Genomic DNA, 15,614 nt, shown 5'->3' with positions numbered 1-15,614 from the left:
AGGAGCGTGCGACGAGGAGGCTCACCTCCCGCCCCGCGGTAAGCGTCCTCCTGGAGCGGAAATCAATTGCATTTGCCGTATCTCTTTCCGCGTAGTTTCCCTAAAATGCGACGCAATGGAGATTCAGGACGATGCTGATTATCTAGCAGTCTCTAATGATATAACTGTATAATTTAGAAGGCTACTAATTGATCAACTAAATACTTTATCTTAAGTCGTTGAAGGAGGCAGTCCGTTGAGTTTAAAAGGTGTAGAGCTCCAAATTGCTATTCCGAAAACATTTGATGCTGGGAAAGTTGCAGAGCAAATGCAACAGCAAAGTGCAGTAAACCAGGCGAATGCCCAAGCTGCTTCTGAAAGACAACTTGAAAAAAACAGAGAAACTGTTTTAGAATCGAACAAGACAGCAGAAGCGGATTTAGAAAACAAAGAAAAAGAACAAGCAGAGCAAGAAAGAAAAAAACGAGAAAAAACAGAACAAGAAATGAAAGAGGCAAAACATCCTTTTAAAGGAAATTTTGTGGATTTTAGTGGATAGGAGCAGGCAATGACGTCAATTATTCTAGTCATATTATTTTTACTTCAATTAATTAGCTTTTACTTCATTGCTTTATTAAATGCAAAATTAACTAAATTCAACAATATGGAGCAAAAGCAAGAGCAAATATTAGCCGAAATTGAAGACTCCTTCAGTGCATATATTGCCGAGATCAAAGACGAAAACGATCGTCTGTTACGAGAATTAAACCATACCGATCGCGTTGTAGCAGCGACAACGGAGCAGGTGGAGGAAAAAGAGGATACAATAGAAACAACTCCAGTTTTTGAGGTCCCAAAAGCATTTGTATCCAAACAACTTGCCGCAAATAGCTATTTAAAAACAGCATCGGTAACAGAAAAAAAAGAACCAGTTACGATAAAAGAAAAAGTCTTTTTTATGCTGACGAGGGGAAAAGCGTCGATGAAATTGCCCAAAAGCTACAAATTGGCAAAACAGAAGTAGAGCTTTTCTTAAAGTTTAAGCATTAAAATAGTTGAAAGTATGAAATATGTATGGTATATTACAATACGGTATGAATACACACGCAGTTCGGATGGATTTAGCAGGTGCTCTTTTATAAAATAAAAGAGTAGCTAAAGAAAAATGATGACTGCGGAAGACTAAACCAAACCAGGAGGAATTATCATGTCAGTAATCTCAATGAAACAATTACTTGAGGCTGGTGTACACTTTGGACACCAAACTCGCCGTTGGAACCCAAAAATGAAAAAATACATTTTTGTTGAGCGTAACGGAATCTACATCATCGATCTTCAAAAAACGGTGAAAAAATTAGAAGAAGCTTACGATTTCATGCGTCAAGTAGGTCAAGACGGTGGAAAAGTTCTATTCGTTGGAACTAAAAAACAAGCGCAAGAAGCTATTAAAGAAGAAGCTGAACGTTCAGGTAACTACTACATCAACCAACGTTGGTTAGGTGGTACTTTAACAAACTTCGGTACTATTCAAAAACGTGTAGCTCGTCTAAAAGCGATTGAAAAAATGGAAGAAGATGGTACATTCGATGTACTTCCTAAAAAAGAAGTAGTTCAACTTAAAAAAGAACACGAACGTCTTGTTAAATTCTTAGGCGGTATCCGTGATATGAAAGCTATTCCAGATGTAATGTTCGTAGTTGACCCACGCAAAGAGCGTATTGCTGTTGCGGAAGCTCGTAAACTGAACATTCCATTAGTAGGAATCGTTGATACAAACTGTGATCCAGACGAAATCGACTATGTAATTCCTGCAAATGACGACGCAATTCGTGCGGTTAAATTATTAACAGCTAAAATGGCGGATGCATTACTTGAAGCAAGACAAGGTGAAGACGAAGAAGTAACTCCAGCTGAAGTTGCTGCTGAGTAAGACACATGTAGTTAACAGGTGATAAGCGGCCAAACCTCTTATCACCTTTTTTTGAGAAGATGAATTTATTCGTACTAGGAGGAATTTAAAATGGCAGTTACAGCACAAATGGTAAAAGAATTGCGTGAAAAAACTGGCGCAGGTATGATGGATTGTAAAAAAGCTTTAGTACAAACAGAAGGTAATTTAGAAGCAGCAATCGACTTTTTACGTGAAAAAGGTCTTTCTTCTGCAGCTAAAAAAGCTGACCGTATTGCAGCTGAAGGTACTACTTACATCCAAATTGATGGAAACAAAGCTGTACTTTTAGAAATGAATGCAGAAACAGATTTCGTTGCAAAAAACGAAGCTTTCCAACAATTAGTACAACAAGTTGCTACACATTTATTAGCAACTGAACCAGCTTCAGTAGAGGAAGCTTTAGCTTCTACACTTGAAGAAGGTGTAACAGTAGAAAACGCTATTTCTAACGCAGTTGCAAAAATCGGAGAGAAAATTACACTTCGTCGTTTTGTAGTAGAAACTAAAACAGATGCAGATGCATTCGGTCCTTACCTACACATGGGTGGACGCATTGGTGTTCTAACTGTTCTTGAAGGTTCAACTGACGAGCAAGCAGCTAAAGATGTTGCAATGCACATTGCAGCACTAAACCCTGCATACATCTCTCGTGACGAAGTATCTGCTGATGAAGTAGAGCGTGAGCGAAAAGTATTAACTGAACAAGCTTTAAACGAAGGTAAACCTGAAAATATCGTTGCGAAAATGGTAGAAGGCCGCCTTGGTAAATATTTCGAAGAAGTTTGTTTATTAGATCAATCTTTCGTTAAAAACCCTGACCAAAAAGTAGGCGTATTCGTTGAATCAACTGGTGGTAAACTAGTTTCATTCACTCGCTATGCTGTTGGTGAAGGAATCGAAAAACGTGAAGATAACTTCGCGGAAGAAGTAATGAACCAAGTAAAAGGTAACTAATAAGAAAAGCGGAAAATACGATGAGTATTTTCACTAAATAGACAATACTTTTAGGGAACACGCAATTAGTGTTCCCTATTTTTCAAGAAAAGAGATGGAGGATACCTATGAGCACACCACAATACAAAAGAATCGTTTTAAAATTGAGTGGCGAAGCATTAGCTGGAGAGCAAGGTTTCGGACTATCACCTGAAATTATCAAGTCTGTAGCAGAGCAAGTAAAAGAAGTAGTAGAATTAGGCGTCGAAGTTGCTGTTGTAGTAGGTGGAGGCAACATTTGGCGTGGAAAAGTAGGAAGCGAAATGGGCATGGATCGTGCAACTGCAGATTATATGGGTATGCTTGCTACGGTTATGAATTCACTTGCACTACAAGATTCACTTGAAAAATGCGGGATTGAGACTCGTGTTCAAACTTCCATCGAAATGCGTCAAGTTGCAGAGCCGTACATACGACGACGAGCAATTCGTCATTTAGAAAAAAAGCGTGTAGTTATATTCGCAGCTGGAACAGGAAATCCATACTTCTCTACTGATACAACTGCTGCTTTACGTGCAGCAGAAATAGAAGCGGATGTTATCCTAATGGCTAAAAATAATGTGGACGGTGTATATTCTGCAGATCCAAAAACCGATACTACAGCTATTAAATACGATGAGTTATCCTTTATCGAAGTAATTCAACAAGGTTTACAAGTGATGGATTCTACTGCATCTACATTATGTATGGACAATGATATCGCACTTATTGTATTTTCAGTAATGGAAAATGGAAATATTAAAAGGGCTGTACTTGGGGAAACGATCGGTACAGTCGTTAGGAGGAATTCATAATGCCGAAACAAGTAATTGAGCAAACGAAAGATAAAATGGCAAAAACGATTCAAGTATACACGAGAGAACTTGCTTCTATCCGAGCTGGTCGTGCAAATGCATCTTTGCTTGACAAAATTTCAATTGATTACTATGGTGCACCAACACCTATTAATCAAATGGCAGGTATTTCGACTCCAGAGGCTCGATTAATCACGATTCAGCCTTATGATAAGTCAATTCTTGGAGAGATTGAAAAGGCAATTTTAAAGTCAGATATAGGTATTACACCTACGAATGACGGTTCCATAATTCGTCTTGCGATTCCTGCTCTTACAGAAGAACGCCGTAAAGAATTAGTAAAACAAGTGAAAAAAGAAGCAGAAGAAGCAAAAGTGAATATTCGTAATGTTCGCCGTGATGGAAACGATGATCTTAAAAAACTCGAAAAATCTGGGGACATTACAGAAGACGACTTAAGAAACTACACAGAAGAAATCCAAAAACTTACGGATTCAAATATTGATAAAATCGATGCAATTACGAAAGATAAAGAAAAAGAAATTCTAGAAGTATAAGCAAATTTAGTAGTGCATCCAAATAATTGTTTGAACTTTTTGTTTGGAAAAGGCGTCCTTTAGAGTAGGGACGCCTTTTTATATTGCGATATATTTGATATGATAGGTCATATATGTTCCTATGTTAGTAAGGTGGGGGTTTTTTGAATGTTAAATAAACTTATCCGTAAAAATGAAAAATCGATAAGTATTCCGTTAGAGAAACGAAAAGAAAATGCCCAACAAGAACAATTGCCAGGCCATATTGCGATTATTATGGACGGAAATGGTAGATGGGCTAAAAAGCGAGCGCTACCCCGCATAGCTGGTCATCACGAGGGCATGAAGACTGTAAAGAAAATAACTAGGTTTGCGAATGAAGTTGGTATAAAAGAGTTAACTTTATACGCTTTTTCTACAGAAAATTGGAAAAGGCCTAAAATGGAAGTAGAGTTTTTAATGCGCCTGCCAGAGGAATTTTTAGGCACGTATTTACCGGAGTTAATTGAGCAAAATGTACAAGTAAAAATGATGGGAAATATGGAATCATTGCCTGAGCATACGAAAAGAGCTGTACAAAAAGCAATCGATCAAACTGCGGCTAATGATGGGTTAATATTAAACTTTGCTTTAAATTATGGAAGCAGAGATGAAATTGTTCAAGCGGTCAGTAAAATTGCTCGTGATGTACAAGAAGGTAATGTGGCGCTAGAAGAAATTTCTGAGGAATTATTAAGCAATCATTTAATGACAAAGAATTTAAGTGATCCAGATTTGCTTATTCGTACGAGCGGAGAAGTACGTCTAAGTAATTTTATGCTCTGGCAGCTTGCTTACACGGAATTTTGGTTTACAGACACTTTATGGCCGGATTTTGATGAATCGTGTTTAATGGATGCGATTGAAAATTATCAAAATCGAAATAGGAGATATGGTGGATTGAAGGAGGGAGAAGGGAATTGAAGGTACGTATAATTACGGGTGTTATTGCAGCGGCACTTTTTCTTCCTATTGTTTGGTTAGGTGGATCTATTTTTACTGCACTTATATATATTTTGGCTGCAATAGGCGTGTATGAGTTGTTACGAATGAAAGAGTTACCAATATTTTCATTTGCGGGGGCTATTTCTTTGCTCCTTTTATTTGTGCTTTTATTGCCATCGTCTATTGCGGATGATGTGTTTGCTATGACGGGGCACTCAAAAATTGAATGGGTTTTTGTCGTTGTTTTTCTGCTCCTAATCTATACAGTACTCGTGAAAAATCGATTTACGTTCGATGATGCGGCATTTATGTTATTAGGAACTTTATACGTAGGAATTGGATTTTACTATTTTATAGAGACAAGAGATGCTGGATTAGCTTATTTAATATTTGCACTTATTGTAGTTTGGGCAACAGATTCTGGTGCCTATTTTACAGGTAGAAAACTTGGAAAGCGTAAATTATGGCCAGAGATCTCACCAAATAAAACGATAGAAGGGTTTATCGGCGGTATTATATGGGCCATAATAGCAGCATTTATCATGCACTTTATAAGCCCGCTTACGAATTCTTATCTTATATTAATTGGAATTACGATTGCTGCATCTATTTTTGGGCAGCTAGGTGATTTAGTAGAGTCAGCAATCAAAAGGCATTATAATGTAAAAGATTCTGGTAAGATTTTACCTGGTCATGGCGGTATTTTAGACCGTTTTGATAGTCTATTATTCGTCTTACCATTACTACACTTTTTACATTTCATCTAAGGAGACATAATTTCATGCGAAAAAGAATAAGTTTATTAGGAGCTACCGGTTCAATAGGTATTCAAACATTAGATATTATAAGAGAGCATTCGGAGCAGTTTCAGCTGGTTGCATTTTCAGTCGGAAAAAATATAGAAGAGACAAGAAAAATCTTGGGTGAATTTCCTGTGCAATTAGTATCTGTTATAAGTGAAGAAGATGCGCGTCAATTACAAAGTGAATTTCCTCACGTCGAATTCGTATACGGAGACGCTGGATTAGTACAAGTTGCTGCTCATACAAATGCCGATGTGTTAGTGAATGCTGTCCTTGGAAGTGTTGGGTTGAATCCGACACTGGAAGCTATCAAAAAAGGAATAACGATTGCAATTGCGAACAAAGAAACACTAGTGACAGCTGGACATCTCGTGATGCAAGCTGCAAAAGAATATAATGTACCTATCTTACCTGTAGATAGTGAACATTCTGCTCTTTTTCAAGCGATGAACGGAGAAAAAAGATCAGAGATTGCCAAGTTAATCATTACGGCCTCTGGGGGTAGCTTTAGAGATCGGACAAGAGAAGAGCTGCAACATGTCACGGTAAAAGATGCTTTAAATCATCCAAACTGGTCAATGGGCTCTAAAATTACGATAGACTCAGCCACGATGATGAATAAAGGGTTAGAAGTCATCGAAGCGCGTGTTCTATTTGATATTTCTTATGATGATATAGAAGTATTGTTACATAGAGAAAGTATTATCCATTCCATGGTTGAATTTGAAGATACGAGTGTAATCGCTCAACTAGGAACTCCTGATATGAGAGTTCCAATTCAATATGCCTTGTCTTACCCGGACAGATTGCCACGTCCTCATGCAAAGCGATTGAATTTAGCGGAAATAGGTAAACTGCATTTTGAAGAAATGGATTATAATCGTTATTATGCATTAAAGCTTGCAATTGAAGCGGGAAGAGCAGGTGGAACGATGACAACTGTTTTAAATGCGGCAAATGAAGCAGCGGTAGCTTTATTTTTGCAGGAGAAAATTGGCTTTTTAACGATTGATGAGCTAATCGAGCGAGCAATGGATGCACATGTGAACATTTCAAGTCCAGATTTAGAAACTATCTTACATGTAGACGCCCAAACAAGAAAAAACATACGAAACATGTTAAAATAATGCATGAAATGCTGGAACACAATGAAGGTGGGATATAATGGAGACAGCCATTGCGTTTATAATAATTTTTGGTAGTATTGTATTTTTTCATGAGCTAGGGCATTTTATTTTTGCCAAAAAAGCAGGAATAATGGTGCGTGAGTTTGCGATTGGAATGGGTCCGAAGATTTTTGCTATGACAAAAGGTGAAACACTTTATACGATTCGTCTATTACCTATAGGCGGGTATGTTCGGATGGCAGGAGAAGATTTGGACTCTGTCGAACTTCAACCCGGGTATAGATTAGGGATTCGAGTAAATGATGACAATGAAATCGATCAAATCGTTCTCAATCAAAATAAACAGTTTCCGGACATGCTTTTTTTAGAAGTAGAGAAGTCGGATTTGATGAAGGAAATGTTCATCGAAGGGTATGATGAAGAGGAACGATTAGTTAGATATAAAGTAGCTAGAAATGCTGTGATCAATGAGAATGGGAAAGAAACGTTCATTGCTCCATATGATCGACAATTTGGATCCAAAACAGTAGGACAAAGATCAATGGCTATTTTTGCTGGTCCACTCTTTAACTTTATATTGGCGTTTTTCATATTTTTATTGCTTGGTTTATTTCAAGGGGTACCGACGTACGAACCTGTTATAACTACAGTAGTAGCAGATAGCCCAGCAGCACAGGCAGGGATGAAAGACGGGGATTTAGTAACAGCGATTAACGGAACACCTATTAGCACATGGGATGAGTTCTCAGAAGAAGTAAAGGTTAGTCCAAATGAGAAGATGAACTTTACGATTGATCGAAATGGCGAAACATTAGAATTGTCTATGACTCCAAATGAAGTGGGGGTGGGCAAAGAAAAAGTTGGACAAATTGGCGTTCAATACGTTAGCCCACTTGAAAAAAATCCATTGAAAGCTATACCATATGGTGCGGAGCAAACATATGAAACGACCAAACGAATATTTATTTTATTAGGTACATTAATTTCTGGTAACTTCTCCATCGATGATTTATCAGGTCCAGTTGGTATATATAAAGCAACAGAGGAAGTTGCGCAATATGGCGTGTTTAATTTAATGTATTGGGCAGCGTTACTAAGTATTAACTTAGGGATCATGAACTTATTGCCACTCCCAGCATTAGATGGTGGACGATTATTATTTTTCCTATTTGAAGCAATTCGAGGAAAACCAGTCGATAAACAAAAAGAAGGAATGGTTCACTTTGTGGGAATCATGCTTCTAATGGTATTAATGGTAGTCGTCACGTGGAATGATATACAAAAGTTTTTCTTCTAAAGAAGAACTGGAAGAAGGGAAAGTTCGCACCAATGAACTTTCCTTTCTTTTTTCGAGTGAAAGTATAAACTTACTTACTCGATATTGATCTAGCTCCAGCGCCTTGCTCCTGCGCACAGCTCGTCGCAGAAGAACGTTGCTCCTGCGCACAGCTCGTCGCAGAAGAACGTTGCCCTCGGGGAAGACATAGGCGCTTGCGCTTTTCTTATGAAGGAGGGAATCACTATGCAAGATGGTAAGATGAGAATGCACTTATTGCTGCAACAACTCGAGTTAACAGAGGATTCTTTCGTCAAATATTTTGAACATGCATCGATTAATAGATTTACAGTGCATAAAAAAATAAGAAAGTGGCAATTCCAAATTCAATTACCAACTATTTTACCAATTAATATATACACTATTTTACAAACTCGCTTGCAAGAAAAGTTTGCGGGCATAGCGAATGTTATTTTAACGATTTCGAGTGATCATACAGACTTAACCGATGAGTTAGTAAAACAATATTGGTCAAGCGTGCTAAAAGAATTAAGTGACATGTCACCACCACTAAAAGATTGTCTAGAAAAGCAAGAGCCAGTGTGGAATGGCCAAATGATTCAACTAACATGTGGGAATGATTTAGAGTTACGTACATTCAAAAAGAAATATATAGAGATGATCAGTTCTATTTACGAGAGTTTTGGATTTCCGAAAGTAGCGATTGATTTTCGAGTAGTAGAAAACACGGAAGCGGTAGCTGAAGCACAAATGGCATTTTTGGAGCAGCGCCGATTAGAAGAAGAAGCACTCGGGAAAAAAGCATTGTTAGACTTGCAAAACCGAGAACAAAATCGTCAAGAGGCTGGAGACGATGTTGCAGATGGACCTTTCCAACTAGGTATTCCGCTGAAGAAGGAAGAACCAATTTTAGAAATAAGAACGATTCAAGACGAAGAGAGAAGAGTAACGATCGAAGGATTTGTATTTGACGTTGAAGTAAAAGAGTTACGAAGTGGGCGCTCGCTTCTAACGGCAAAAGTAACGGACTATACAGATTCAATTCTTGTGAAGATGTTTTCTCGTGATAAAGAAGATGCACAAATGATGGCTCGCCTTCAAAAAGGAATGTGGATAAAAGTAAGAGGATCTGTTCAAAACGACACATTCGTACGGGATCTAATCATTATGGCTCAGGATATGTCAGAGATAAATGCTGCAGTGCGACATGATACAGCAGCTGAAAAACGAGTGGAATTACATATGCACTCTCCAATGAGTGCAATGGATGCAGTGTCCTCTGTTTCTTCTCTCGTGTCCCAAGCAGCAAAATGGGGACATAAGGCAATTGCTATTACTGACCATGCAAATGTTCAATCGTTTCCGGAAGCATATGCAGCTGGTAAAAAGAATGGCATCAAAATTTTATATGGACTAGAAGCCAATCTAGTGCATGACGGTGTTCCGATTGCTTATGATGAACAACATACCCGACTTGAAGATGCCACTTATATTGTTTTTGACGTGGAGACGACCGGTTTATCGGCAACATACGATAAAATAATCGAGCTAGCTGCAGTCAAAATGAAAGACGGTAATATCATTGATAAATTTGAACGCTTTGCCAATCCACATCACGCCCTTTCCGCTACAACTATTGAGTTAACCGGAATAACGGATGAGATGGTTCAAAATGCACCGGAGATTGAAGAAGTTATTAAAGACTTTTATGAATTCATTGGAGACGGAATTATCGTTGCCCATAATGCATCCTTCGATATGGGATTCTTATATGAGGGCTATCGCCGTTGCGGCATTGATCATTTCACACATCCAGTTATTGATACGCTGGAACTGGCAAGATTTTTGCATCCGGAGCTGAAAACCCATCGACTTGGTTCTCTCGCGAAGAAGTTTAACATTGAGTTAACACAAGCCCACCGAGCTATATTCGACTGTGAAGCAACGGGTTATTTACTCCTTCATTTATTGAAGGAAGCAGAAGAAAAAGATATTGAATACCATGATGATTTTAATAAACATATTGGACAAGGGGATTCCTATAAAAGAGCAAGACCGTCTCACTGTACGATTTTAGCGGTGAATGACGAAGGGCTTAAAAACTTATTTAAATTAGTTTCTCTTTCACATACAACGACATTTTATCGTGTACCAAGAATTAAACGATCCGTATTACAAAAGCATCGAGCAGGATTAATCATTGGCTCGGGCTGTGATAAAGGAGAAGTTTTTGAAGGGCTTATGCAAAAACCGCTGGAGCAAGTCGAGGAAATTGCGAAGTTCTATGACTATTTAGAAATTCATCCAAAAGAAGTATATAGTCACTTATTAGAACTTGAGCTCGTGCGAGATGAATGGAATTTGGAAGATATTATCCGCAAGATGATCAAACTAGGGAAAAAACTAAACCTCCCAGTAGTAGCGACGGGAAATGTCCATTACTTGCATGAAAATGATGCGATTTTCAGAAAGATATTAATAAACTCCCAGGGCGGGGCGAATCCACTGAATCGTCATGGGTTGCCTAAAGTGCATTTCCGTACGACAAATGAAATGTTAGATGCATTTTCATTTCTTGGGGAAGAATTGGCGAAAGAAATTGTCATTACAAACCCAAATAAAATTGCAGATTCGATAGAAGAGATTAAACCGATAAAAGACGATTTATATACTCCAAAAATTGAAGGAGCAGACGACGAAGTTAGGTCTTTAACTTATTCGAAAGCAAAAGAAATATACGGAGAACAACTCCCTGAAATAGTGGAGGCTAGAATAGAAAAAGAGTTAACCTCTATTATTGGGCATGGATTTGCGGTTATTTATTTAATTTCACATAAACTGGTGAAAAAATCGCTTGATGATGGATACTTGGTTGGTTCTCGTGGATCGGTCGGATCTTCATTGGTTGCTACATTGACTGAAATTACGGAAGTAAATCCATTACCACCGCATTATGTATGTCCGAAATGTCAGCATTCGGAGTTTTTCCAAGATGGTTCCGTCGGTTCTGGGTTTGACTTGCCGAATAAGTCTTGCGAAAAATGTAATACACCGTATGTGAAAGATGGACAGGATATTCCGTTCGAAACATTCCTTGGATTTAAAGGAGATAAAGTTCCAGATATCGATTTGAACTTCAGCGGTGAGTATCAACCAGTAGCTCATAACTATACGAAAGAGCTTTTCGGAGAAGACTATGTATTCCGGGCAGGTACAATTGGAACAGTAGCTGAAAAAACGGCTTACGGATATGTTCGAGGGTATATGAATGACAATAATTTAACGATGCGAGGAGCAGAAATCGATCGGTTGGTGCAAGGCTGTACTGGAGTGAAACGGACGACTGGTCAGCATCCAGGAGGAATTATAGTAGTTCCCGATTATATGGATATTTTTGATTTCTCACCAATTCAATTCCCAGCAGATGCGCAAGATTCTGAATGGAAAACAACCCATTTCGACTTCCATTCGATTCATGATAATTTGTTGAAACTCGATATTCTGGGGCACGATGATCCAACGGTTATTCGGATGCTTCAAGATTTATCTGGAATTGATCCGAAAACGATTCCTACGGATGATCCGGAAGTGATGAAAATATTTAGTGGAACCGAATCGTTAGGTGTTACTGAAGAGCAAATCGATTGTAAAACGGGAACACTGGGTATTCCGGAATTTGGTACGCGATTTGTACGTCAAATGTTAGAAGAGACGAAACCATCGACATTCTCAGAACTTGTCCAAATATCAGGGCTTTCTCATGGTACCGATGTATGGCTTGGAAATGCACAGGAGCTTATCCAAGATGGAACATGTCAATTATCCGATGTAATTGGTTGTCGGGATGACATTATGGTTTATTTGATCTATCAAGGTCTGGAACCTTCATTAGCATTTAAAATAATGGAGTCTGTCCGAAAAGGGAAAGGGTTAACACCCGAGTTCGAATCGGAAATGAAAGCAAAAGGTGTAGCTAACTGGTATATTGAATCCTGTAAAAAGATCAAATATATGTTCCCGAAAGCCCATGCCGCTGCTTATGTATTAATGGCAGTTCGTATCGCATATTTTAAAGTACATTTTCCGATACTATATTATGCAGCGTACTTTACGGTTCGAGCTTCTGATTTCGACTTAATCTCCATGGTGAATGGTTCGCACACAATGCGGGCAAAATTAGATGAAATCAATGCTAAGGGACTCGATGCCGCTCCAAAGGAAAAAAGTTTACTTACTGTACTTGAAATTGCACTGGAAATGTCCGAGCGTGGAATTAAAATGCAAAAAGTAGATTTGTACAAATCTAAAGCAGCAGAGTTTACAATTGAAGGTAATACGCTTATTCCGCCTTTTAATGCGATTCCTGGTCTTGGAACAAACGTTGCGATACAAATTACAAAAGCAAGACTAGATGGTGAATTTTTGTCGAAAGAGGACTTGCAGCAAAGAGGACGAGTTTCGAAAACGATTATTGAATATATGGATTCAATGGGCTGTTTAGAAGGCCTTCCAGAAGCCAATCAGTTATCGTTGTTTTGAGTTAATAGCATAAGCTTATCTTATATGGTTATTGTCTAGCTTCCGCGCCTTGCTCATGCGCACAGCTCGTCGCAAACAAGATTGCTTGTGGTGGCTGACGAGCTGCCTCCTGGGCCCGCACGATGCGGGTCATGTCTGCTTTGCCACAGGATGTGGCGCACTTTGCAGACCTACCACATCTCCATTTGCTCGTCGGAGCAGACATAGGCGCTTGCGCATTTCTTCACAATTTGCATGAAAGCAGGATGTATGGTAATATAAAACTACCAATGTTTCATAGTTCTGTGACGAAAGAGTGGGATTTCCCGCTCTTTTCTGTTGTTATATAGAAAATCATTGTGGTGTAGGAGGCTTATATGAGTAATATTACCAGTGAAATTGAGAACCTTGTAACGCCTATTTTACAAGAGTTAAACTTAGAGCTTATTGACATTGAATATGTAAAAGAAGGTCGCGATTGGTTTTTACGAATCTATATAGATACACCGGCTGGTGGTATAGATATTGAACAATGTGCTCAAGTTAGTGAAAAACTAAGCGAAAAATTAGATGTTGTCGACCCGATTAAGGAAAACTATTTCTTAGAAGTTTCTTCACCCGGAGCAGAGAGACCGCTTAAAAAAGACGCTGATTTTATCGCAGCAGTCGGAAAATATGTTTTCATTAAAACGTATGAACCTATAAATGGCGCTAAGGAATTTGAAGGGACATTACTTTCCTTCTCTGTAGAAGAAGGCGCATTAATAGAAGTTCGTGTGAAAACTAGAAGAGTAAAAATTCAAATTGATAAAGAGAAAATTGCGCTTGCTCGTTTAGCAATCGATTTCTCTGCATAATGTATATTGAGGAGTGATAGCTATGAGTAGTGATCTATTAGATGCGTTAACAGCGCTCGAAAAACAAAAAGGAATTGCAAGAGATGTGCTGATTGAAGCAATCGAAGCAGCATTAGTAACTGCATATAAACGAAACTTTAACCAAGCGCAAAATGTGCGTGTAGATATTAATTTGGCAGTGGGAACTATGCTTGTTTATTCTCGTAAAGATGTAGTGGAAGAAGTAACAGATGATCGCTTACAAATTTCACTAGAAGACGCAAAAGCGATTAATCCACATTATGCTGTTGGAGATGTAGTGGAAGAAGAAGTGACTCCACGTAATTTCGGTCGTATTGCTGCACAAACTGCGAAACAAGTTGTAACACAACGCGTACGTGAAGCAGAACGAGGACTTATTTACGAAGAATATGTAGATCGTGAAGACGATATTGTAAATGGTATCGTTGAACGTTTAGATGCACGTAATATTTATGTTGGGTTAGGTAAAGTAGAAGCAGTGCTTCCTGCGAATGAACAAATTCAAACGGAAACATATCGTCCACATGATCGTATTAAAGTGTATATCACGAAAGTGGAACGAACTTCTAGAGGACCTCAAGTGTTTGTTTCAAGAACACATCCAGGCTTCCTTCGCCGCTTGTTTGAAATGGAAGTTCCAGAAATCTTCGAAGGAATCGTTGAGATTAAATCGATTGCTCGTGAAGCAGGAGATCGCTCTAAAATTTCCGTTTATGCGCATAACGAAGAAATCGATCCAGTAGGTTCTTGTGTTGGTGCAAAAGGTGCTCGAGTACAAACGATTGTAAATGAGTTAAGTGGAGAAAAAATCGACATTGTAGAATGGTCAGAAGATCCAGTAGTTTTCGTTGCGAATGCACTTAGTCCTTCTAAAGTATTGGATGTACAAGTGAACGAAGAAGAGAAATCTACTACAGTCGTTGTTCCAGATTACCAACTTTCTCTTGCAATTGGAAAAAGAGGCCAAAATGCTAGACTTGCAGCAAAACTAACAGGCTGGAAAATTGATATTAAAAGCGAAACAGATGCAAGAGAATTAGGGATTTATCCGAATGAAAACTCTCCCGAAGTTGTTTTAGAAAGCTTCGATGATGAGATGGATGATTTCGATTTTTATAAAGACGAAGAGTAAGAATAAGCAAGGATGGTGAGCTTGTATGGCGATTCAAAAGAAAATACCATTACGTAAATGTGTTGCTACTGGTGAAATGTTCCCGAAAAAGGAAATGATTCGCATCGTTCGTTCAAAAGAAGGCGAAGTTACGGTCGATTTGACTGGAAAAAAATCAGGTCGTGGCGCATACGTATCTAAAACGATCGAAGCGGTAAACCAAGCGAAAAAGAAAAATTCGCTAGCCAATCATTTAGAAGCTTCAATTCCAAATGAAATATATGATGAATTGATCGTGATCATTGAAAGAGAAAAACTGAAATGACGATAGAGCAGCAGATTACCCAACTACTTGGACTTGCAACACGCGCAAGAAAGACGATATCTGGTGAAGAGCTAGTCGTCAAAGAAATTAGAAGCAAAAAAGCAAAACTTGTCATTTTAGCATCCGATGCTTCTGACAATACAGCGAAAAAATTGAATGATAAATGTGCATCTTTTAACGTTGAGCTGCATGTCTTTGGAGACCGGCACGATCTCGGACATGCGACGGGAAAAGAGGCCAGGGTGGCAATAGCCATTATGGATGACGGTTTCGCTAAAAAACTGTCCGGCCTTCTCAACGAATATAACCGGGGGTGAG

General features: G+C 38.6%; 15 protein-coding genes. All 15 read left to right on the top strand.

The window, feature by feature from the left end; all coding sequences use genetic code 11:
* Window positions 1-235 precede the first annotated feature (235 nt).
* A complete protein-coding gene (locus tag OR571_RS19640) occupies window positions 236-538 on the top strand; it encodes an RNA polymerase subunit sigma (protein ID WP_282245352.1) in 303 nt (100 codons plus the stop codon).
* 9 nt (window positions 539-547) lie between these two features.
* Complete coding sequence (locus tag OR571_RS19635; protein ID WP_282245350.1) at window positions 548-1,003, top strand: hypothetical protein; 456 nt, start codon at window positions 548-550, stop codon at window positions 1,001-1,003.
* Window positions 1,004-1,186: 183 nt separating this feature from the next.
* Window positions 1,187-1,909, top strand: coding sequence for a 30S ribosomal protein S2 (rpsB, locus tag OR571_RS19630; protein WP_093263113.1), 723 nt, complete (start codon window positions 1,187-1,189; stop codon window positions 1,907-1,909).
* A gap of 90 nt (window positions 1,910-1,999) precedes the next feature.
* On the top strand, window positions 2,000-2,884 hold the full coding sequence (tsf, locus tag OR571_RS19625; RefSeq protein ID WP_282245347.1) for a translation elongation factor Ts: 885 nt from the start codon (window positions 2,000-2,002) through the stop codon (window positions 2,882-2,884).
* Window positions 2,885-2,991: 107 nt separating this feature from the next.
* The gene (pyrH, locus tag OR571_RS19620) at window positions 2,992-3,717 is read left to right on the top strand and encodes a UMP kinase (RefSeq protein ID WP_282245345.1); all 726 of its coding nucleotides are present in this window, start codon (window positions 2,992-2,994) and stop codon (window positions 3,715-3,717) included.
* On the top strand, window positions 3,717-4,274 hold the full coding sequence (gene frr / locus OR571_RS19615; protein WP_142537788.1) for a ribosome recycling factor: 558 nt from the start codon (window positions 3,717-3,719) through the stop codon (window positions 4,272-4,274). The genes pyrH and frr overlap by 1 nt, the downstream gene beginning before the upstream one ends.
* A 147-nt stretch (window positions 4,275-4,421) precedes the next feature.
* A complete protein-coding gene (locus tag OR571_RS19610; RefSeq protein ID WP_282245343.1) occupies window positions 4,422-5,216 on the top strand; it encodes an isoprenyl transferase in 795 nt (264 codons plus the stop codon).
* Window positions 5,213-6,004, top strand: coding sequence for a phosphatidate cytidylyltransferase (locus OR571_RS19605; RefSeq protein WP_282245342.1), 792 nt, complete (start codon window positions 5,213-5,215; stop codon window positions 6,002-6,004). The genes OR571_RS19610 and OR571_RS19605 overlap by 4 nt, the downstream gene beginning before the upstream one ends.
* Window positions 6,005-6,018: 14 nt before the next feature.
* Window positions 6,019-7,167 (top strand): 1-deoxy-D-xylulose-5-phosphate reductoisomerase, encoded by a 1,149-nt coding sequence (gene dxr, locus OR571_RS19600; RefSeq protein WP_282245340.1) that lies wholly within the window; start codon window positions 6,019-6,021, stop codon window positions 7,165-7,167.
* Between the two features lie 37 nt (window positions 7,168-7,204).
* The gene (gene rseP, locus OR571_RS19595) at window positions 7,205-8,464 is read left to right on the top strand and encodes an RIP metalloprotease RseP (RefSeq protein WP_282245338.1); all 1,260 of its coding nucleotides are present in this window, start codon (window positions 7,205-7,207) and stop codon (window positions 8,462-8,464) included.
* 225 nt (window positions 8,465-8,689) lie between these two features.
* A complete protein-coding gene (locus tag OR571_RS19590; protein ID WP_481900416.1) occupies window positions 8,690-13,003 on the top strand; it encodes a PolC-type DNA polymerase III in 4,314 nt (1,437 codons plus the stop codon).
* A gap of 356 nt (window positions 13,004-13,359) precedes the next feature.
* A complete protein-coding gene (gene rimP / locus OR571_RS19585; protein ID WP_282245334.1) occupies window positions 13,360-13,839 on the top strand; it encodes a ribosome maturation factor RimP in 480 nt (159 codons plus the stop codon).
* A 22-nt stretch (window positions 13,840-13,861) separates the two neighbouring features.
* Complete coding sequence (gene nusA / locus OR571_RS19580; RefSeq protein WP_282245332.1) at window positions 13,862-14,992, top strand: transcription termination factor NusA; 1,131 nt, start codon at window positions 13,862-13,864, stop codon at window positions 14,990-14,992.
* A 25-nt stretch (window positions 14,993-15,017) separates the two neighbouring features.
* Window positions 15,018-15,296 carry an RNase P modulator RnpM gene (gene rnpM, locus OR571_RS19575; RefSeq protein WP_093263079.1) on the top strand — a complete coding sequence of 93 codons (279 nt, stop codon included), beginning with the start codon at window positions 15,018-15,020 and terminating at the stop codon, window positions 15,294-15,296.
* Window positions 15,293-15,613, top strand: coding sequence for a YlxQ family RNA-binding protein (locus tag OR571_RS19570; protein ID WP_093263075.1), 321 nt, complete (start codon window positions 15,293-15,295; stop codon window positions 15,611-15,613). The genes rnpM and OR571_RS19570 overlap by 4 nt, the downstream gene beginning before the upstream one ends.
* The last annotated feature ends 1 nt before the right edge of the window (window position 15,614 follow it).

It is taken from the genome of Psychrobacillus sp. NEAU-3TGS (assembly GCF_029955155.1).
Classification (GTDB): domain Bacteria; phylum Bacillota; class Bacilli; order Bacillales_A; family Planococcaceae; genus Psychrobacillus.
The sequence above is the reverse complement of the archived record's forward strand: the minus strand, read 5'-3'. Positions and strand labels throughout refer to the sequence as shown.

Bases quoted from the DNA above. Each gene is read 5' to 3' on its own strand.
- OR571_RS19635 (WP_282245350.1), top strand. From the start codon at position 548: ATGACGTCAATTATTCTAGTCATATTATTTTTACTTCAATTAATTAGC.
- rpsB (WP_093263113.1), top strand. From the start codon at position 1,187: ATGTCAGTAATCTCAATGAAACAATTACTTGAGGCTGGTGTACACTTT.
- tsf (WP_282245347.1), top strand. From the start codon at position 2,000: ATGGCAGTTACAGCACAAATGGTAAAAGAATTGCGTGAAAAAACTGGC.
- pyrH (WP_282245345.1), top strand. From the start codon at position 2,992: ATGAGCACACCACAATACAAAAGAATCGTTTTAAAATTGAGTGGCGAA.
- frr (WP_142537788.1), top strand. From the start codon at position 3,717: ATGCCGAAACAAGTAATTGAGCAAACGAAAGATAAAATGGCAAAAACG.
- OR571_RS19610 (WP_282245343.1), top strand. From the start codon at position 4,422: ATGTTAAATAAACTTATCCGTAAAAATGAAAAATCGATAAGTATTCCG.
- dxr (WP_282245340.1), top strand. From the start codon at position 6,019: ATGCGAAAAAGAATAAGTTTATTAGGAGCTACCGGTTCAATAGGTATT.
- rseP (WP_282245338.1), top strand. From the start codon at position 7,205: ATGGAGACAGCCATTGCGTTTATAATAATTTTTGGTAGTATTGTATTT.
- OR571_RS19590 (WP_481900416.1), top strand. From the start codon at position 8,690: ATGCAAGATGGTAAGATGAGAATGCACTTATTGCTGCAACAACTCGAG.
- rimP (WP_282245334.1), top strand. From the start codon at position 13,360: ATGAGTAATATTACCAGTGAAATTGAGAACCTTGTAACGCCTATTTTA.
- nusA (WP_282245332.1), top strand. From the start codon at position 13,862: ATGAGTAGTGATCTATTAGATGCGTTAACAGCGCTCGAAAAACAAAAA.
- rnpM (WP_093263079.1), top strand. From the start codon at position 15,018: ATGGCGATTCAAAAGAAAATACCATTACGTAAATGTGTTGCTACTGGT.
- OR571_RS19570 (WP_093263075.1), top strand. From the start codon at position 15,293: ATGACGATAGAGCAGCAGATTACCCAACTACTTGGACTTGCAACACGC.